At 70.4% G+C, this 19,205-nt stretch carries 17 protein-coding genes and 1 pseudogene; 14 read left to right on the top strand and 4 right to left on the bottom strand.

Annotated elements, in window-relative coordinates:
- Positions 1-28: 28 nt before the first annotated feature.
- Positions 29-796 (bottom strand): ABC transporter permease, encoded by a 768-nt coding sequence (locus IF11_RS0108265; protein WP_030350810.1) that lies wholly within the window; start codon positions 794-796, stop codon positions 29-31.
- Complete coding sequence (locus tag IF11_RS0108260) at positions 793-1,749, bottom strand: ABC transporter ATP-binding protein (protein ID WP_030350809.1); 957 nt, start codon at positions 1,747-1,749, stop codon at positions 793-795. The genes IF11_RS0108265 and IF11_RS0108260 overlap by 4 nt, the downstream gene beginning before the upstream one ends.
- 351 nt (positions 1,750-2,100) lie before the next feature.
- Between IF11_RS0108260 and IF11_RS0108255 the strand changes: the two genes are divergently transcribed.
- The 12 genes from IF11_RS0108255 (at position 2,101) to IF11_RS0108195 (ending at position 14,767) form a co-directional block, all read left to right on the top strand.
- Entirely contained in the window at positions 2,101-2,304 is a 204-nt protein-coding gene (locus IF11_RS0108255; protein ID WP_030350808.1) for a hypothetical protein, read from the top strand.
- Between the two features lie 101 nt (positions 2,305-2,405).
- Entirely contained in the window at positions 2,406-2,591 is a 186-nt protein-coding gene (locus IF11_RS0108250; protein ID WP_030350807.1) for a hypothetical protein, read from the top strand.
- 184 nt (positions 2,592-2,775) lie between these two features.
- Positions 2,776-4,581 carry an alpha/beta fold hydrolase gene (locus IF11_RS0108245; RefSeq protein WP_240627938.1) on the top strand — a complete coding sequence of 602 codons (1,806 nt, stop codon included), beginning with the start codon at positions 2,776-2,778 and terminating at the stop codon, positions 4,579-4,581.
- Entirely contained in the window at positions 4,578-5,186 is a 609-nt protein-coding gene (locus tag IF11_RS0108240) for a hypothetical protein (protein ID WP_030350805.1), read from the top strand. Before IF11_RS0108245 ends, IF11_RS0108240 begins: the two co-directional genes overlap by 4 nt.
- Before the next feature lie 178 nt (positions 5,187-5,364).
- Positions 5,365-5,532 carry a hypothetical protein gene (locus IF11_RS40775; RefSeq protein WP_157848419.1) on the top strand — a complete coding sequence of 56 codons (168 nt, stop codon included), beginning with the start codon at positions 5,365-5,367 and terminating at the stop codon, positions 5,530-5,532.
- The gene (locus IF11_RS0108225; protein ID WP_037727332.1) at positions 5,529-6,290 is read left to right on the top strand and encodes a class I SAM-dependent DNA methyltransferase; all 762 of its coding nucleotides are present in this window, start codon (positions 5,529-5,531) and stop codon (positions 6,288-6,290) included. Before IF11_RS40775 ends, IF11_RS0108225 begins: the two co-directional genes overlap by 4 nt.
- On the top strand, positions 6,287-7,990 hold the full coding sequence (locus tag IF11_RS0108220; RefSeq protein WP_030350803.1) for an ABC transporter ATP-binding protein: 1,704 nt from the start codon (positions 6,287-6,289) through the stop codon (positions 7,988-7,990). Before IF11_RS0108225 ends, IF11_RS0108220 begins: the two co-directional genes overlap by 4 nt.
- 64 nt (positions 7,991-8,054) lie before the next feature.
- Positions 8,055-9,575 (top strand): phytoene desaturase family protein, encoded by a 1,521-nt coding sequence (locus IF11_RS0108215; protein ID WP_078490553.1) that lies wholly within the window; start codon positions 8,055-8,057, stop codon positions 9,573-9,575.
- Positions 9,576-9,672: 97 nt separating this feature from the next.
- Positions 9,673-11,262: an extracellular catalytic domain type 1 short-chain-length polyhydroxyalkanoate depolymerase gene (locus IF11_RS0108210; RefSeq protein ID WP_240627940.1), complete on the top strand. Its 1,590-nt coding sequence runs from the start codon at positions 9,673-9,675 to the stop codon at positions 11,260-11,262.
- A 105-nt stretch (positions 11,263-11,367) separates the two neighbouring features.
- A complete protein-coding gene (locus IF11_RS0108205) occupies positions 11,368-12,579 on the top strand; it encodes a cytochrome P450 family protein (protein WP_030350800.1) in 1,212 nt (403 codons plus the stop codon).
- Positions 12,580-12,873: 294 nt separating this feature from the next.
- The gene (locus IF11_RS0108200; protein ID WP_030350799.1) at positions 12,874-13,740 is read left to right on the top strand and encodes an NAD-dependent epimerase/dehydratase family protein; all 867 of its coding nucleotides are present in this window, start codon (positions 12,874-12,876) and stop codon (positions 13,738-13,740) included.
- 130 nt (positions 13,741-13,870) lie between these two features.
- Positions 13,871-14,767, top strand: a complete 897-nt coding sequence (locus IF11_RS0108195; protein WP_030350798.1) for a LysR family transcriptional regulator — start codon at positions 13,871-13,873, stop codon at positions 14,765-14,767.
- A gap of 31 nt (positions 14,768-14,798) precedes the next feature.
- On the opposite strand, the pseudogene IF11_RS0108190 reads toward IF11_RS0108195, so the two are convergent.
- Together IF11_RS0108190 and IF11_RS0108185 are read right to left on the bottom strand one after the other, a co-directional pair.
- Positions 14,799-15,170 (bottom strand): annotated as a pseudogene (locus tag IF11_RS0108190) (leucine-rich repeat domain-containing protein); the annotation flags it as partial.
- Positions 15,171-15,320: 150 nt separating this feature from the next.
- A complete protein-coding gene (locus tag IF11_RS0108185) occupies positions 15,321-16,286 on the bottom strand; it encodes a DUF1152 domain-containing protein (protein ID WP_030350796.1) in 966 nt (321 codons plus the stop codon).
- Positions 16,287-16,485: 199 nt separating this feature from the next.
- On the opposite strand from IF11_RS0108185, the gene IF11_RS0108180 reads away from it, so the two are divergent.
- Both IF11_RS0108180 and IF11_RS0108175 read left to right on the top strand, forming a co-directional pair.
- On the top strand, positions 16,486-18,258 hold the full coding sequence (locus IF11_RS0108180; RefSeq protein WP_030350795.1) for an LPXTG cell wall anchor domain-containing protein: 1,773 nt from the start codon (positions 16,486-16,488) through the stop codon (positions 18,256-18,258).
- 563 nt (positions 18,259-18,821) lie between these two features.
- A complete protein-coding gene (locus IF11_RS0108175) occupies positions 18,822-19,190 on the top strand; it encodes a helix-turn-helix domain-containing protein (RefSeq protein ID WP_157848418.1) in 369 nt (122 codons plus the stop codon).
- The last annotated feature ends 15 nt before the right edge of the window (positions 19,191-19,205 follow it).

Genomic DNA, 19,205 nt, shown 5'->3' with positions numbered 1-19,205 from the left:
CGCTTCCTCTTCCCCGTTGGTCATGCGGTCAGTCTCTGGGCTCCCACCGGAACCAGCGCCGTACGCCCCAGGTCGCCAGGGCGGTCCAGGCGACGATCGTCGCGACCCTGATCAGTGTGGAGCCCAGGCCCGCATCCTCTCCGGTCCAGCCTGACTGGACCAGGCTGATTGCGGGGGTGAGCGGGAAGTATCCGAGGACGTCTCCGAAGATGTCCGGCAGAACACCCATGGGGATAAGGGTGCCTGAGGTCAGCAGGAGGAAGAGGAAGCCCATCGTGCTGACTCCCTGCGCGCTCTCCGCGGTGCGCGCCACGGCGGTGGTGAGCGCGGCCACGGCGGTGGTCAGGAGGGCGCCGAGCAGGATGCCGAGGAGCGCCAGATGCGGGGCGGCGGGCGCGCCGAGACCGGCGATGACCGTGACGGCCGCGGCGATCAGGGCGAACTGGAGGACGGCCACGACGACCATGGGAACGGCCGGACTGGCCAGGATGACGGTGTCGTTGACCTCGCCGGTGCGCAGCCGCTTGAGGAGATGATCCTCGCGGCGCAGTACGTAGACGCCGGTCAGGGGCGCGTACAGGGCCATCACCAGGACGATGCCGGCGGAGGTGGAGATCATCACCTGGCCCATGGCGAGGCCCGCGCCCGCCAGGTCGTACTGGTCCATGAAGGTGGTCGTGCCCATGGTGATCAGTACGGGGATGACCAGCACGTTGAACAGGTTGGTCTTGCTCCGGGCGAAGAGGCTCAGCTCGACCCGGCTGAGCGCGGTGAGGTGTGCGACGGCGGTACTCATTCGGTGCCCCTCGTGGCGGTCCGGGCGACGCGCAGGAACGCCTCCTCCAAGGAGGCGGAGCTGGCGTCGAGTTCCTTCAGGTCGATGCCCTTGTGGCGGGCCCAGAACAGGACTTCGGTCGTGGTGTGCTGGAGGTCGTCGGTGGACAGCTCCATCAGGCCGTCCTTGCCGGCGGTGACGGTGGCCCGCAGGTCGCCCGCCGAGGGCAGATCGTCGGTGCCGAGGCCCGGCGGGAGGCGGAAGCCGAGCGTGGAGGGGTGGGCGGCGACGATCTCGGGCACCGTTCCGGATGCCGCGATCTCGCCCTGGTGCATGATGGCCAGATGGTCGGCGAGCCCCTCGGCCTCTTCCAGGTAATGCGTGGTCAGGACGATGGTGGCGCCGTCGTCGTTGAGCCGCTCGATGATCCGCCAGGTGTCGTGGCGGCCCTCGGGGTCCATTCCGGTCGTCGGCTCGTCCAGGAAGAGGAGATCGGGCCGGCCGAGCGTGGCCATGGCGAGGTCGAGACGCCTCTTCTCGCCGCCCGACAGGCTCTTGACGGTGACGTCGCCGCGGTGTCCGAGCCCCACCATCTCGGTGGCCTCCGCGACGGGGCGCGGGTCGGTGGTCACGGATGCCCACATGCGGACCGTCTCGTCGACCGTGAGGTCGGTGGCGAAACCGCCGTGCTGGAGCATGACGCCTGTCCGCGGCCGGGTGTGCTTCCGGTCGGTAAAGGGGTCGTGCGCGCCGAAAAGGCGAATGCTGCCACCGGTGGGGCGGGCGAGCCCTTCGAGGAGTTCGACCGTAGAGGTCTTTCCTGCGCCATTTGTCCCGAGCAGAGCGAATATTTCGCCCTGCGGGACAGAGAAGGTGACGCCCCGAACGGCGGCGAAGCCCCGCTTGTCATCGGGCCCGTATCGCCGCCAAAGGTCTGTGACCTCGATCACATTTTCTGCTCCATTGGCATCCATGGGCGAAATCGTCGCCGATGAATGACGTCCATCTCGATGAGAACTGTCATGGCCTCTGATGACGGACGTCATATCGCCTTGTGACACATGTCAGTAGACGGACGATCCCATTCCGAATATCACTGTGACCTACGTCATACTGGCCTTGTTGGCGCGGGTGCTTTCATCCAACCGCACGGCAGGGGGATCGCCGCTTCAGTCGCGGAGGTTTACCCGCGTATAACGCACTGAGGGCCACCAAATGACCGTTATCGGTCTTATTCATGGCTGGATTTCGGTGCGTGCATCTCGCACGTGCATCCAGCGCGTGTAACGCGTGCATCCAACACATAGCAGAAAGCGGAGCATCTCATGGTGGAGATCGTCTCGTACTTCAACGAGAAGCTGGACCTCGGCGCCATCGACCAGGGCGAGTCCAACTCGGAGCAGAGCCCGGTTCTGGCGACCCCGGCCGCCGCCCTCGCCGCCATCGGTGGCGCCAAGGTCGTCGGCGCGTTCGTCGGTGGCGCGACCCTCGTCGGTGGCGCGTACGCCCTCGGCAAGGCCGTCGGCTAAACATCGCTGTCGGCTGGACATCCCCGTCGGTGGTTTCACACCACCTGCGCGGAAACGCTCATTGTCATTCACCAAATCGAACTGTTGGTAGGAGGAAAAGCATGAACAACATCATCGAGGCAGTGAACGAGATGGACATTCCGGCGGAGGGAAAGGTATTCCCCGACGCCACCCCGGTGCTGGCCACCCCGGGTGCGTTCCTGGGCGGCGTGGCGGTCTCTTCCGCCGTCATCGGCGCCTTCGAGCTCGGTCGCGGCGGCGGTTCGGCCCCGGCCACGCAGCTCTAGTCGCAGGCAGCATCTGAATGCAATTCTGCCGGGCCAGAGATGCGTTCTGGCCCGGCAGAACCCTATCCACTCTACGGGAGCCGTCCCCCAGGGCGGTTTTGAAAGGAACCCTGTGAGATTCGCACGAAGGATCGCTTCGGCAGTCTTCGGTCCTGTGCCGGTGTCCCGGGACGGGGCGGTGGGCGTGTCGGAACGGCTGGCCGCGGTCACCACGCTGACCTCGTCGATCGAATATCTCTCCCAGCGCAAGGAATTGCGCAAGGGTGGCCTCAACGACTGGGACATCGTCAAGGATGTCCAGGCCGCCTCGACGCCCCTCGTACGGAAGGCGCTGCACGCCGTCAGCGGACGCCGGACGACGACCGCCCTCCATGTCGCCCGCGCCGCCGTCAGCGCGGGCATGCTGCTTCCCGGCTCCTCGCGCTGGCGCGGCGCCGGAAGTCTCTTCCTCGGCACGACCTCCGCGCTGCTCTACCCGCGCCACCGCTACGGCACCGACGGGTCCGACCAGGTGGCCATCCTCGTGCAGACCGCCACCGGCGCCGCCCGGCTGGTGAGGTCGCCGGAGGCCAAGGACGCCCTGATCTGGTACGTCGCGCTCCAGTCCAGCCTGTCGTACGCGGTGTCCGGCTGGGTGAAGCTGCTCGGCGAGCCCTGGCGGGACGCCTCCGCGCTCGGCGGGATCATGCGGACCAGGACCTACGGCCACGAGCCGATGTTCCGGTGGACCCAGGACAATCCGCGGCTCTCGCGCTATCTCACCCACAGCGTGCTCGCGCTGGAGTGCCTCTTCCCCCTCGTCTATCTCGCCGGCGGCCGGCTGGCCCGCCCGGTGATCACCAGCGCCGCCGCCTTCCATGTCACCAACGGGTTCCTCATGGGCCTGGGACGGTTCGTGTCCTCCTTCGTGGCCATGCACCCGATGGTGGCGTACACCGCGACCCACCGGGGCCACCCCGCCGTCGCGGGCCGGGACAACCGCGCACCGCTGACGGCCGCGAGCCTGCTGGCCGGCGCCGCCGCGGTGGCCGGTGTGGTCGCCGTACAGCGTCGTCTCCGTACGCTGGAGGGCTGGCACACCACCCGGATCCTGACCACCCGCAACGGCAACGAGCTCCAGTACGAGGTCATGTCGCAGGGAGACGCCGACAAGCCGGTGATGGTGTTCGCCGCCGGGATGGTCGCCACCTCCGAGCACTTCTCCTGGGTGACGGAGAAACTGGCCAAGGAGACCGGCTACGGCGTCGTCACGTACGCCCGCGCCGGATACGCCGGCAGCCGCCGCGAGTCCGGCGCGGCCTACACCCTCGCCGAGTCCGTCGACGACCTGGTCGACCTCGTGGGGACCGTCTCGCCGAAGCGCCGGGTCATACTCGTCGGACACTCGCTCGGCGGTGAACTCGCCCGCCGCGCCGCGCTCCAGCTCGGGGACCGGGTGCACGGCGTCGTCTATCTCGACTCCTCCCACCCCGACGAGCTGAACCGCTCCAAGCAGCAGAGCGACACCGCCAAGCGGCTGAGCGAGTCCCTCACCCAGATGGTGTGGTTCCTGCGCGCCGGCACCGGCATCCTGATGTCCCGTCCCATCTGGGTGGACGCGCTGCCCGAGGCGTACCGCAAGAAGGCGTTCGCGCAGTACACGGACGTACGGATGTGGAACGCCGGGCGCCGCGAATGGGCGGCGGTGGAGGCGGACTTCCGCGCCTTCGCGGGCGAGCTGGAGCCGCTGGACACCCACGCGCTCGTGGTCTCCGCGCAGCAGACCGTCGACCGGGACCCCGACCAGCTGCTGATGCACAACGAGCTGGCCGAGGCGCACCGCGGCGACGGCCGGCGGACGGAGGTCGTGGTGATCGAGGGCGCCGACCACGACACGGTCCTGACGCAGAGCCGCTTCGCGCACCAGGTGACCGAGCGCATCGTCGCGTTCTGCGACGCCGGACTGCGGACCGACGCGACCACGGACGAGCACGAGGGGGCGGCCAAGTGAGCACATCACCGCGGGAGATCGGCAAGAACCTGTTCACCGGCCCCGGCTCCGGCTGGCGCATCGCCGGGGCCGTGATGCTGGTCAGCACGATCGCGACCCAGCACCCGAACCAGCTGTTCAACCGGCTCCAGCTGAAGGACACCTTCTCGCTGCTGCCCAACTGGCGGTTCTTCGCGCCGACTCCCGCCATGCACGACTACCACTTCCTCTACCGCACCCGCGGCACGGACGGGGAGACCTCCGCCTGGAAGGGCGTCGACGTCATCGCCGGACGCAAGATGCGGCAGATCGTCTGGTTCCCCACGCGGCGGCCGGAAAAGGCGATCTTCGACATCTGCAGTGAGATCCTCCATGTGATCGACAAGGGGTTCCCCGTCATCGTGCGGACCTCCGCCTACCGGACGCTCACCGAGTATCTGCGGGCCACGATCCAGGAGCAGGAGGACGCCCGGCGGATCACGGGATTCCAGTTCGCGCTGGCCCGTGCCACCGGGTACGACGACGGTCACGACCCCGAGGTCGTGTTCGTGTCGCCGTACACCCCGTTGGACCCCCACACGGACACGCCAGTGAAATCAGACGTCAAGAAAGCGGTCAAGGCATGAGTGTTGGTGCGTACGTCATTCTCGCGATCGGTGCCGCGATCGCCGCGGCCATCGCGATCGGCGTTCTGAAGAGGTAGGTCCTGTCCGGCCGGACAGGGCCTGGTCGCCATCGACTGCCGCCCCTTCCCCCACGAGGGGCGGCACCAGCGGTACCCGAGGAGTCCCTGAGGAGTCCCTGATGAACAAGACCCCGGTCATTCTCTGCGCCCTCGCCGCCATCGCCGTGCTGGTGTTCCTGGCGATCGGCGATGTCATCAACTATCCGTTCGCCGCCGGGATCGGCACGGCTCTCGTCCTCGCCGCCGGCCTGGAACTGCACAGGAACAGGAAGAGGAGTCACCAGTGAACGCGATAGCCGACATAGGTTACGGCCGCCAGTTCGACGGTTGGTACGACCGGCTGTTCCCGAAGGACGGAGCGGCGGCCGGGGTCGCCAAGAAGATCGCCGACCTCCACCCCGATCACTCCGCCGGCACCCTGGAGTTCGGCGTCGGCACCGGCCGTATCGCCGTACCGCTGTCCGGGCATGTCGGCCGGGTGACCGGGGTGGACTCCTCCGAGGAGATGCTGGCCACGCTGCGCGCCGAGCCCGGCGCCGCCGAGGTCGAGCCGGTCCACGGCGACATCCGTACGTACACCTCCGAGGAGCGGTACGGTCTCGTGTACTGCGTCTGCGGAACGCTCTCCATGCTGCTCACCCCCGAGGACCAGCAGCTGGCCATGCGGCGTGCGGCGGACCTGCTGCGGCCCGGCGGCCGGCTCGTCATCGAGACACACAACAAGCCCGCCATCCTCGCGCTCCACGAAGGCCGCAGCCGCGACACCTATTTCACGCCATATCCGGAACCGGGCACCGGACTCCAGACCCACTCCACCCTGCTGCCCGAGGGCTCCATCTGGCTCTGCTCCCACATCTGGTACGAGTCGGACGGGACCACCCGCGTCGGCTCCGAGGCGTCCCGCCTCACCACCCCGGACGAGGTCGACGCGTACGCGCGCGACGCCGGACTGGAGCCCGAGCAGCGGTTCGCGGGCTGGGACGAGTCGCCCTACAGCGAGCAGTCGCCGATGTTCGTCTCGGTCTACACCAAGGCCGCGGCGTGAACGTCTGGTCGATAGCCCGCGGGCACCGCGTGCTCCTGCTGGCCGGCACAATCCTGGGAATCCTGGGATCCGCGGCCACGCTGGCGCAGCCGCTGGCCATCGGCGAGATGATCAAGGCCGTCGCCGGTGACCGCTCACTGTTCGTACCGATCCTGCTCGCGGCGGCGCTGTTCGTGACGGACGCGGCGCTCGCCGCCGCCCACGCCTACGCGATCGGCCGGGCCGGTGAGAACATCGTCTTCGACATCCGCCATGTGCTGACCGCGCGGCTGCTGCGCTCCCGTACCGCCGCGTTCGCGCGCTGGGAACAGGGCGACGTCTTCACCCGTATGGTCACCGACACCTCGCTCGCGCGTATCTGCATGGCGCAGGCCCTCGCGCAGATCGTCACCAGCGGATTCATGGTCATCGGCGGAATCGCGCTGATGGCGTGGATCGATCCGCTGCTCCTCGCCGTGACCCTGCTGTGCCTGGGGCTCGCCAGCGTCGTGTCGCTGCTGCTGGCCCGCCGGGTGCGGAAGGTGGCGGTCATCAACCGCGAGCACACCAGCGACTTCGGCTCCGCGCTGATGCGGGTGCTCGGCGCGATGAGCACCGTCAAGGCGTCGCGTGCCGAGGACCGCGAGACAGAGCGCATCACCGGCTTCGCGCGGAAGGCGCGCCGCTCCGGGGTCCGGGTCTCGGCGCTGTCCGCGATGCTCACGCCCGCGATGAACGTCGGTACGCAGGTCGCCCTGACGGTCGTCATCGCGTGGGGGATGGCCCGGGTGGCGACCGGCGCGATGCCGCCCGCGGACCTGACCTCGTTCATGATGTACCTCTTCTATCTGGTGTCGCCGCTGGTGATGCTGTTCATGTCGATCGCCCAGTTCCAGCAGGGCCGCGCGGCCCTCGACCGGATCGGCGAGCTGGCCGGCATCGAGCAGGAGGAACTCGACCCGGACGCCGCTCCCGTCGCCACCCGGGGCCACGCGATCGCCTTCGACCGCGTCTCGTTCTCGTACCCCGGCAGCGAGGAGCCCGTCCTCGACACGGTGTCCTTCACCGTCCCCGACAAGGGCCTCACCGCGATCGTCGGCCCCTCGGGAGCGGGCAAGACCACCGTCTTCCAGCTCATCGAACGCTTCTACGGGCCCGACTCCGGCACCGTCCTGCTGGGCGGGACGGATACGGCGACCATGCCGCTGGAGCAGATACGCGGCCAGATCGGCTATGTCGAGCAGGACCACAGCCTGATGCGGGGCACCATCCGCGAGAACCTCACCTACGCCGCGCCCGACGCGAGCGAGAAGGACATCGCGGACGCGCTGCGCATGGCCCATCTGGGCGAGGTGATCAGGGCCCTGCCCGAGGGACTGGAGACCGAACTCGGCGAGCGCGGCGCGGGATTGTCCGGCGGGCAGAAGCAGCGCCTGGCCATCGCGCGCACGCTGCTGCAACGGCCGCACATCGTGCTGCTGGACGAGGCGACCGCCAATCTGGACAGCGAGGCGGAGGACGCGCTGCGGGACACCATCACCGCCATCTCCGGGACCTGCGCGGTGATCGCGATCGCCCACCGGATCTCGACCATCACGCAGGCGGACCAGATCATCGTGCTGGACCGGGGCGGTGTCCGGGCGACCGGCACGCATACGGAACTGACCACGACGGACGACCTGTATCAGCGGCTCTCCAGGCATCAGGAGGTCGCGGCGTGACAATGTCGGGTGTGCTGGGCGCATGGGGTGCGTCGGGTGCGCGGGTACTTCGGGAGGGTGTGGCATGACAGCGGACGCCGTCGTCGTCGGGACCGGGCCCAACGGCCTGGCCGCCGCCGTCACGCTCGCCAGGGCCGGCCTCACCGTCGAGCTCTACGAGGCCAGGGACACCATCGGCGGAGGGCTGCGCACCGAACCCCTCTTCGATGACGACGTCGTCCACGACATCTGCTCCGCCGTGCATCCGATGGCCGCGGCCTCGCGCTTCTTCCGCGAGTTCGACCTCGGTGCGCGCGGGGTCGAACTGCTCCACCCCGAGATCAGCTACGCGCACCCCCTCGACGGCGGCGACGCCGGGCTCGCCTACCGCGACCTCGACGCCACCTGCGAGCACCTCGGCCCCGACGGACGGCGCTGGCGCCGGCTCATGGCGCCGCTGCTGAACCACAGCGAGGGCATCGTCGATCTGATCCTCTCCGGCGGGCGCGGGCTGCCGCGCGATCTGCCGGCCCCGCTGCTCCTGCCCACCAGGGCGCTGGCGCACGGGACCCCGCTCGCCGCCGGGCGGTTCGCCGGTGAGCGGGCGAAGTCCCTGCTCGCCGGCGTCGCCGCGCACTCCATCGGCAGAATGCCCACCCTCGCCTCGGCCGGGGTCGCCCTGCTGCTCGGCCATCTCGCCCACGGCACCGGCTGGCCGCTGCCGCGCGGCGGGAGCGCCCGTATCGCGGACGCGCTGGCCGCCGACATCACCGCGCACGGCGGTACGTTCCACACCGGCCGCCCCATCGGCGATCTGCGCGAACTCGGCGATGTGAAGGCGGTGTTCCTGGACACCAGCCCCAAGGGCTTCACCGCGATCGCCGGTGACCGGCTGCCCGCGCGCTACCGGCGGCGGCTCGACGCGTTCCGGTACGGGCCGGGGGCGGCGAAGGCCGACTTCCTGGTGTCGGAACCGATCCCATGGGCCAACCCGGAGGTCGGCAAGGCCGGTACGGTCCACCTCGCGGGCACCCAGGCGGAGATGTTCCGCCAGGAGACCCTGACGGCCAGGGGCGTCGCCACGTCCGAGCCCTTCGTCCTGCTGGTCGACCCCGCGGCCACCGACCCGGGGCGCGCCAGGCCCGGCAAGCGGCCGGTGTGGGCGTACGCGCACGTACCGAACGGCGACGACACCGATCCGCTGGAGATGGTGCGCGCGCGCATCGAGCAGTACGCGCCGGGGTTCACCGACACCATCGTCGCCCAGCGCGGGATCCCGGCCGCCGCGTACGAGGCGTACAACCCGAATTACGTGGGCGGGGACATCGGCGGCGGGGCGATGACCCTCAAGCAGTCGCTGCTGCGCCCCACCCCGCGGCTCGACCCCTACCGGACGCCGCTGCCAGGGGTCTATCTCTGCTCGGCGTCGACACCGCCGGGGCCCAGTGTCCATGGCATGTCCGGCTATCTCGCGGCTCTTTCGGCGCTGCGCCGGGAATTCGGGATCCGGGAGCGGCCGGAGCTGGGGGCGGGGCGGGCGGCGGGCCCGGAGGATTCCGCTCAGGCGTTGTCCATGTGGCCGGAGCCCACGTCTCCGCGGGATTGATGGCGGTCCGGGCCGTGCTGCGCGGCCCGAGCGCGCCCCTAGTGTCCGTAGCCCGTCAAGGGTGACGGACACGAGGGACCGCCGCGAAGGAGCCGCCATGCGGGAGAGCACCTGGACGAAGCGAACCGCCCTACGAGGTACGGCGAAACGAAGCACGGCACGACGACTCACCACGGCGGGGATGCTGTTGGCGCTGCTGGTCGCCCTGCTCGGCGCGGGCGGCCCCGGGTTCGTCCCCGAGGCGCGGGCCGCGACGCTCACCGAAGTGAGCGGCTTCGGTACGAACCCCGGCAATCTGCGGATGTTCCGCTACGTCCCGGACGGCCTGCCCGCAGGCCGGCCCCTCGTGGTGGCGATGCACGGCTGCACGCAGTCGGCGGCGGCGTACGACTCGGAGACCGGCTGGACGAAGTGGGCGGACCAGTGGGGCTTCGCCCTGCTGCTGCCCCAGCAGCAGTCCGGCAACAACCTCAACTCCTGCTTCAACTGGTTCGAATCCGGTGACATCGCGCGCGGCGCGGGCGAGGCGCTGTCGGTCAAGCAGATGACCGACCGGATGAAGAGCGACCTGGGCAGCGACCCCGCCCGGGTCTACGCGACGGGGCTGTCCGCGGGGGCCGCGATGACCAACGTCGTGCTCGCCGCCTACCCGGACGTCTTCGCCGCCGGAGCACCGGTGGCCGGGCTGCCGTACGCGTGCGCGACCAGCGTGCTCGCCGCGTACACCTGCATGAACCCGGGGACGAACCTGTCGCCGTCGGCCTGGGCCGACAAGGTCCGTGCCGCGTACCCCGGTTACGGCGGACCCTGGCCCACGGTCTCGGTCTGGCAGGGGACGACGGACACGACGGTCGTCCCGGCCAATCTGACGGAGACGGTGGAGCAGTGGACCGCCGTCCACGGTACGGACGCGACGCCCGACGCCACCGACACCGTGGCCGGTTATCCACACGCTGTGTACCGCGACGGCGCCGGACGGGACGTGGTAGAGACGTACTCGCTGACCGGCATGGGACACGGCCAGCCGGTCGACCCGGGCACCGGCCCTGAGCAGTGCGGCACGGCGGGCGCGTACATCCTCGACGTCGGGCTGTGCGCCTCGTACCGGATCGGCCTGTTCTGGCACCTGGACGGCGCCGGATCCCCCGGTCCGGGGCCCGAGCCCGGCGCCGGGAGCGCCGTACTGCCGAGCCTGGCCGCGGACGACGGCTACGTGAAGGCGTCCGCGACCGGAGACGGCCCGGCCGTGGGCACGCTCGAAGGAAGCCTCGGGGTCGCCGTCGGCCGGGGCACGGACGGGCTGCACAACCGGGCCCTGTTCTCGTTCGACACCTCGTCCGTCCCGGACGACGCGCGCGTGACGCGGGCGTTCGTGACGGTGACGCGCGCGAGCGGCGCCGGTGACCCCTGGGCGGCGGGCAACCGGCTGCTCCTGGACATCAGAACCGGCTGCTTCGGCGCGACCTGCGCGACGGCCGCCGACGACTGGTCGGCCCCGGCCTCGGCGACGGGGGCGGCGGAGATCGGCGCCTTCACCTCGGGAACGAAGTCGTCCACCGCCTTCACGACGGTCAACCCGACCGGCATCACACAGACCCGCCTCCGCCTCGCCTCGGCGCCCGCCGCCACGGCGTACGTCTTCCTCAGGTCGGGCGCGGGGGCGACGCTCACCGTGGAGTGGGAGTAGCTCCCGGGCTGAAGCGTGGAGGTGTCCCCGGTTCTGTCCCCGGTTGTTGGTAGGCTCGGCGCGAGAGGAAACGGGGAGCTGTCCCCGATTATCCAGGGAGCCACCATGCGCGCAGACCACCTCACCGAACTCACCTCCGCCGCCCCCGACTTCTTCGCCGACCCCTATCCCGCCTATCAGTCGCTCCGCGCCGAAGGCCCCGTCCGCCGTATACGGATGCCCGCGGGCGAGGCGGTCTGGCTGGTCCTCGGGTACGACGCCGTCCGCGCCGCGCTCGGGGACACGCGGCTGCGTAACGACATACGGCACTCCGCCGAGTTCGACAGCGACGGCGGTTACGCGATCGGGCGCAACATGCTCCAGGTCGACCCGCCCGATCACACCCGGCTCCGCGCGCTCGTCTCACGGCAGTTCACCGCTCGCCGTATCGCGGAGCTGGAGCCGCGCATTCGGCGCATCTCCGCCGAACTCCTCGACGCCATGGCCCCGGCCGGTGGCGCCGATCTCGTCGACGCGTACGCCTTTCCGCTGCCGATCACCGTCATCTGTGAACTCCTCGGCGTCCCGGCCGCCGACCGCGAAGCGTTCCACCGCTGGTCGAGCGCGATCGTCGCCGTCACCGACGCGGAGGCCGCGATGGCCGGCGCGACCGCGATGACCGAATATCTCACCGGGCTCATCGAGGAGAAGCGCCACCTCGCCCCCGGAGAGGACGCCGACCTGCTGCACGCCCTCGTCCGTACGCACGACTCCGACGGCGACGACGGCGACCGTCTCGCGCCCGACGAACTCCTCGGCATGGCGTTCCTGCTGCTCGTCGCCGGGCACGAGACGACCGTCAATCTCCTCTCCAGCGCCGTCCATCTGCTGCTGCGCCACCCGGACCAACTCGCCGCCCTGCGCGCCGATCCCGGGCTGCTGGAGGGCGCGATCGAGGAGACGCTGCGGTACGAGCCGTCGGCGCAGATCGCCGCGTACCGCTACACCGCCGAGCCCGTGACGCTGGCCGGTACGCCGATCCCGCGGGGCGAGCGCGTCGTGCTCTCCCTCGCCGCCGCCAACCGCGATCCGGCGCGCTTCGCGGACCCCGAGCGCTTCGACATCCGCCGTGACCCCGCGGTGAACCGCGCTCAGCTCGCCTTCAGCCACGGCATCCACCACTGCCTCGGCGCCCCGCTCGCCCGCCTCGAAGCCTCCGTCGCGCTGCCCGCGCTGCTGGACCGCTTCCCGGACCTCGCCCTCGACGACGCGACCGCCGCCCCCGAGTGGCGCCCGAGCCTGCTGCGCGGACTGCGTACGCTCCCGGTGCGCTGGTGACCGCTGGTGACCGCTGGTGATCGCCTGAAGCGGCCCCCGGTGCGGCCTTGGACCGGATCGTCGAGGCCCGGTCGGCGAGCGGCTGACCGGCGCCAGGCGTCCGGCCCCCGAGCGATCACCCGGTCGGCCGATCCCGCCGCCAACCCTCTGACCTGGACTGATACCCGCCGGGCATGACAGACGCCGGACCAGGTCTTGGACCGTCGGCCCCCTCCGCGAGCAGAGTCGGTAGTGCCGAGTTCACCACCGAGGAAGTTCGTCACTCGGGGTTCGTCACTCCGGAAGGGAGCGATCATGAAGGTCTTCGTGACGGGAGGGTCCGGCTACATCGGGCAGGCCACCACCGAGGCGCTGGTCCGGCGGGGAATCGAGGTCGCGGCGCTGGTACGGAGCGATGCCTCCGAGCGGGTCGTGACCGGTCTGGGCGCGAGCCCGGTCCGTGGCGAGCTCACCGACGTGTCCGTGCTCCGCGAGGCGGCGCGCGCCGCGGACGGTGTTCTGCACCTGGGCCAGTACGCCGGTACGGACGCCGCCGAGGTCGACCGCGCCGCCGCCGAGGCGATGCAGGACGGCGCGGGAGCCCGCCCGTACGTGCACACCGGTGGGGTGTGGGTCTACGGCGACACCGCCGGGATCGTCGACGAGGACGCGCCGTTGAAACCGCCGAGGCTGACGGCATGGCGCGTGGAGAACGAGAAGCGCGTCCTCGCGCGGGCGGCCACGGGCGAGCGGCCCGTGGTGGTGATGCCCGGCCTGGTGTACGGCCGCTCGGCCGGGCTGATCGAGACGTTCTACGCGGCTCCCGGGCGGGCGGCGGGCGCTGTCCCGTGCGTGGGGGACGGGTCCAACCACTGGTCGCTGGTCCATGTCGAGGACCTCGCCGAGCTGTACGTGCTGGCGCTGGCGGCCCCCGCCGGATCCGTCTACGCGGGCGTCGGCGACCGGAACCCCACCGCGCTCCAGGTCTCCGAGGCGCTCAGCCGGGCCATGGGGCGGCCGGGCGCGATCCGGCATCTGACGATGGACGAGGCGACGGAGGAGATGGGACCGGTCGCCGAGGCCTTCGCGCTGGACCAGCGGCTCACGGGCGCCCGCGCGCGCCGGCGGCTGGGCTGGAACCCCGTACGGCTGGATCCGCTGACGGAACTGGCCGCACACTGACCGAGCCGGTCGGCAGCCGAGCACCCGCCCGCCGCCCCGAGCACGGGCGGCCCCGAGCACGGGCGGCCCCGAGCACGGGCGGCCCCGAGCATGGGCGGCCCCGAGCACCAACGTGTGGAAGGAGCACCCCGTGGCCCTCGACCTCGATCTCCGTAAGCTGCGGTACTTCGTCGCGGTGGCCGAGGAACTGCACTTCGGGCGGGCCGCCGAGAAGCTGCACATCGCGCAGCCGGTGCTCTCCCGGCAGATCAAGGCGCTGGAGAGCGAACTGAAGGTCCAGCTCCTGGTACGCGACAAGCGCGCCACCGAGCTGACCTCCGCGGGCCGGCAACTCCTCGCCGACGCCGTGCCGCTGCTGGCGGCGGCGGAGGCCACACGCCGCCGACTGGCCCGCGCGGCCCGGGGGACGGAGACGTTCGCGATCGGCTTCATGCCTGGACTGATCGTCACGGGCGCCGTACGGGAACTCTCCCGCCGTCATCCGGACCTCTCGGTCGAGGTCGTCAGAACCAGCTGGGACGACCAGGCCGAGGTGATCCACGACGGGCGGGTCGACGTCGGCTACGTACGCATGCCCCTGGACCGGCACGGCCTGCGCCTGCGGAACCTGCTGACGGAGCCGCGCGTGGCGGTGCTCCCCGCGGACCACCCCTACGCGCACAAGGGCGTCCTGAGCGTCAACGACCTCGCGGACGAGCACCTGTTGCAGGACCCGGACGCCGTACCCGAGTGGCGCGACATCGCCACGGAGCTCTCCACCGAAGGCTCCGCCGGCGGGCAGGCGGCACCGCGGCCCATCCGGACGGTCGAGGAAAAGCTGGAGAACGTGGCGGCCGGGCGTGGTGTGGTCGTCCTGCCCCTGTCGACCGCGACGTACTACACCCGCCCCGACGTCACCCACGTCGAGATCTTTGACATCGCCCCCAACCAGGTCTGCCTGGCCTGGGCGAGCGGCCGGCGCAGCCCGCTGATCCAGGAGTTCGCGTCCATCGCGGCGGAGCACGACGCCACCGGACATCGCCAGTGACGGTGACGGAGTCCTGTGGTGTCCACGGCGCTCACCGCAAGACGACGCACCCGCGCCGCGTCAGCGCGTCGAGCAGGCGGGGCCGGGGCTCGATGTCGTTCCAGCGCAGATCCAGCTTCTCCAATGAGGGCAGTCGGGCGAGCCAGTCCGGAAGCCCGCGGATGCGGTTGGCCCGTAGATCGAGCTGACGGAGCAGGGGCAGACCGGCCAACGACTCGGGTATGTCAGCCAGGGCGTTCTCCCGGACGTCGAGATGGCGCAGTTCGGCCAGATCCGCCACGGATTCCGGAAGCCGCTCCAGCGCATTGCCACGCAGCCACAGCTCCCGGAGCCGGGTGAGCCGGCCGATGGTGTGGGGCAGTGCGGTCAGCCGGTTGTGCTGGGCGCGCAGTTCCACCAGAGCGGTCCCTGCCGCCAGAGATTGAGCGTCGCCGTCATGCCCTCGGCCCTTCGGAGATGAAGAAGTAGCGGTGTTGCCCGTCCGAGGTGCGCGCCCGGCCGGAACACCGACCAAAAGTCGCACAACGTGGCGCGGAGGACATACGGATTCGGATCAGTGCGGGATCGCGCGCGGCGGGCGCTGGCGCGGGAGTTCGTCGCGGAACTCCTCGATGACGGTGCTGATCTGGCGCGTGAGGTGGGTCCTCTCCAGCCGGTCGAGATAGAGATTCCGGCGGGCCAGGCCCGGCGCGTCCACGCAGAAGTACAGGGCCATCAGCGGATTGATGAACAGCTCGCTGTGCTTGGTCCGCTCGGTGAACTGGATGTCGCCGAAGTCCCCGCGTACGGCGGCGGCTATGGAGCCGTGGACGATGCTCGGATGGTCCGGTGTGGCGGCATGCGCGTGGGCGACGGCGTCGAGGTAGAGCGCGCCTTCCTCGCTGGCGCCGGGCAGGGAGAACGCCCCGAGGTAGGCGCCCTCGCGTTCCAGGGCCGCCAGATTCTCCAGGACGAGGGCGTGGCTGACGCCGTGGTACGAGTCCACCCCGAAGCCGACGCAGACCACGAGCCGGACGGGCACCTCGTCCAGTCCGTTCACCGCGCCGAGGCTGGCCATGTCCTCCTCGGGGGTGCCGAGTCCGGACTCGTCGCCGCGCATGAGGATGTCGGTTCCGCCGTCCACGAGGACGATCGCGTCGACGCCGCCCAAGTGGCTGATCAGCGCTCGGTAGGCGGCGCGCAGCGGCCGAACTCCCGTGGCGGGGAAGGCGTACACGGTCGACGGCAGCCCGCGCTGCTCCAGCCACTGGGCGAGGGTGCGCTCGGGGAAGTAGCCGCCACGGGCCACGGTGTCGGGGCGGACGGCCGCGACATCGGGCGCCAACCAGACGTCCGTGTTCAGACCGTACAGATGGGCGAACGAGAGATTGGCCAGATGGACGTCCTTTCCCGCCGCGCGCAGGGCCAGGGCGAGCGGGAGTCCCGCGTAGATGTCGAAGCCACCGCCGGCCCCGGCGATGAGCACGCGCTGTGCGTCGCGCAGCCGGGTGAACAAGGCGGGCTCGCGGAGGGAGAACACCGGGGGACGGTAGCAGGACGCGCGCGTACGTTTCCGGTCAATAACGTGTCCAAGGGCACCCCCGCCCGGCCGCGGCGTCGCCACGCACGAGCGCCACGCATGAGCGGAACGTTCACCTCCGCACAACCATTCGCCACGCCCACCTGTCGCACAGGACATCTGGAAGCCAACGTCCGGTAAACGGAAAGGTATCCGCGAGATGTCACTACCCAGTCGACGCCGATGGTCCGCCACCCCGGCCGCCGTCGCGGTCGTTCTCCTCGGCGCCGCGCTCGTCGGTACCCCCGCTCAGGCGGACCCGTCGCGTCCGCAGCCCGCCGCGCAGGCGAATGGTTCGCAGCCCGCCGCCCAGGCGAATGGTTCGCAGCCCGCCGCCGAGGCGAACGGTCCGCAGCCCGCCGCCGAGGCGAACCGCCCGCAGCCCGCCGCCCAGGCGGACCGCCCGCAAGCCGCACAGGACGGTCCCGTCCTGAAGTTCCACGTCGTCCGGAACGAGGTCGGCCTGCCGCAGCCCGCCGAGAGCGACCCGCCGCAGATCAGTTGGGGCGTCCCTGGCGACCCCGACGGCGGCACCGCCAAGGACGTGGTCGTCAAGATCGACGTGTCCGGCATCTCCGCCTTCACCGATATCCTCGGCTCCGGCTGCCCGGGCGACGTGTGCGCGTGGCCTGTCGGGGACATCGCTCCGGACGGTTACGAGGGCGGGCTCATCGAAATGAGAGCCAAGCCGGGCGCCGCGCTCGGCACGACGGGTACCGCCCGGGTCTACGCCACCTCCTCCAACGCGAAGGTGATCGACACCACCGTCAAGGTCACCGTCGGCGCGGTGAATCTGGTCGTGAGCCGGCTCCCCCAGACGGACACCGCCGAGCCCGGCAGCACGCTCGACGCCCCGATCACCGTCGCCAACACCGGGTCGCTGACGGCTCAGGGCGTGGAACTGCGGATCGGCACCTCCCATGAACTCGGCTTCGCGCAGCGGTTCTCGAACTGTGTGTACGGCACCACCGACCTTCCGTCCGGCAACGGGCGGACGCTGCCCGAGGCGGTGTGCCGTATCAGCACGCCCGTCGAACCGGGCAAGCGGTACCGGCTGTCCACGTCCGTGGGTTTCGACGTCAAGAAGACGGCGCTCTTCGAGTTCGTGGACTACCGGGTGACGCCCCTCGCCGCCACCGTGCCGACGAGCGCGAAGAGCGGCAACGGCTCCGGGCCTGAGCTCGCGCTCGTTCCGGACGGCGCCGCTCCGCCCAGCGAGTCCTTGACTGAGTGGTGGCGATGGATCGTCAACGCGGTCAACACCGCCGATCTCGACGTCACCGGGGACACCGTCACCGCCGATCCGGGCGACACCGTCACCCTGGCGGCGAAGATCCGCAACGACGGCCCCGCTTCCGTCGACCTCATCACCACCGACGGCCAGATCTCGCTGCTGGTCAACATCCCCAAGGGCACGAGGGCGGTGAAGGTGCCGGAGCGCTGCCGCCTCTGGAACGGCGACGGCACGGGCGAACCCGATCCCGATGCTCCCGCCTACCTCTGCTGGATCGGCTCGCCGTTCCCCGTGGGCAAGGTCGCGACGCTGCCGTTCGTGCTGAAGGTCGACGAGGACGCGCCGGCGACGACCCGCGGCGTCGTACGTCATATGTCCGAGTGGGGCGCTGAGTTGACGTTCGACACCAACAAGGCGAACAACCAGGCGTTCTTCACGGTGAATGTGACGGACGCCGCCGGCACCGGCGGCTCGACGGGCGGTTCGGCGGGCGGCTCGGGCGGCAACCAGCCCCAGACCCAGACCACCACCACATACCCGAACGCCACCGCGGGCACCACGGGCGGCGGCACCGGCGCCCTGGCCCAGACCGGTAGCAGCGGTACGTCGGCGATCGCCTGGGCGAGCGCGGCCGTACTCGCGGCGGGCGGCGCGCTGGTGGTCATCACCCGCAGGCGCGGGACCCGTACAGCGGCCTGACGCGCACGGTCCAACTCCACCAAAGGCCCTCATGGCCCCCGCCCGTCCGGCACAGCCGTTGCGAGCGCGCCATGAGGGCGTTGGGGCCTGTCCGCCGGACAGGCCTTGGCGCCGGGCACTGTTGCCCACCCCCGTGGGGCAGCGGCGCCCAGCGCCCGCAGACCCAGGTCCCGCTGCGGGAACTCTCATGACGTGCACGCGCCAGCGTCGTCGATCCTGCTACCTGCGCCGAGCAGAAGTCAACTATTGTTGATTGACCAGCTGGTGGTCGACGGCGATTCCCTGCGCGGCACGCCTTTTGGCCCGCTTAATCGCAACGATCGTGTAAATCGGTACGACGGCGTGATCCCCGCCGACGGCCGAAGAGTTCTATGATCCGGCACATGGCCACCGATTCTCCACGCTCAGAAGCGTCGGCTCTTCGATCTGGCGACACTGACGACACTGGCGACAGTGGGGACAGTCGCGACAGTAGGGGCAGTCGCGACAGCGGGGACGGTCGGGACAGTCAGGAGCCGTCGGAACCGCTGGACTTCGCGGCGCGCTTCCGGCGTGTGATCTCGGTGATCTATCCGAAGGATCTGGGCCGCCCCTGGCGCGACTCGGAGATCGCCGAGGGGACCGGCCTCAGCGGCACCTATATCGGCAACCTCCGCAAGGGCACACAGAAGCCCAGCCTGGAGAACGCGGTGAAGATCGCCAAGTTCTTCGGCATCCCGCTGGACTACTTCAGCGACTCCGCCACCGCCCAGGCCGTCGAGCGCGATCTGCGGAAGATCGAGGCGCTGCGGGACGCCCGGGTGGAACGTATCGCCATGCGGGCGGCCGGCCTTCCCCCGGAAATGCAGGACGCCGCCCTCACTGTTGTGGAACAACTGAGGAGGGCGGTCGGACTGCCCGACGGCCGCTCCGACGGCCGCCCCGACGCGTGACCGACTACCGGCGGA

The organism is Streptomyces scopuliridis RB72 (genome assembly GCF_000718095.1).
GTDB lineage: Bacteria > Actinomycetota > Actinomycetes > Streptomycetales > Streptomycetaceae > Streptomyces > Streptomyces scopuliridis.
This window is presented reverse-complemented; position numbering and strand designations above follow the sequence as displayed.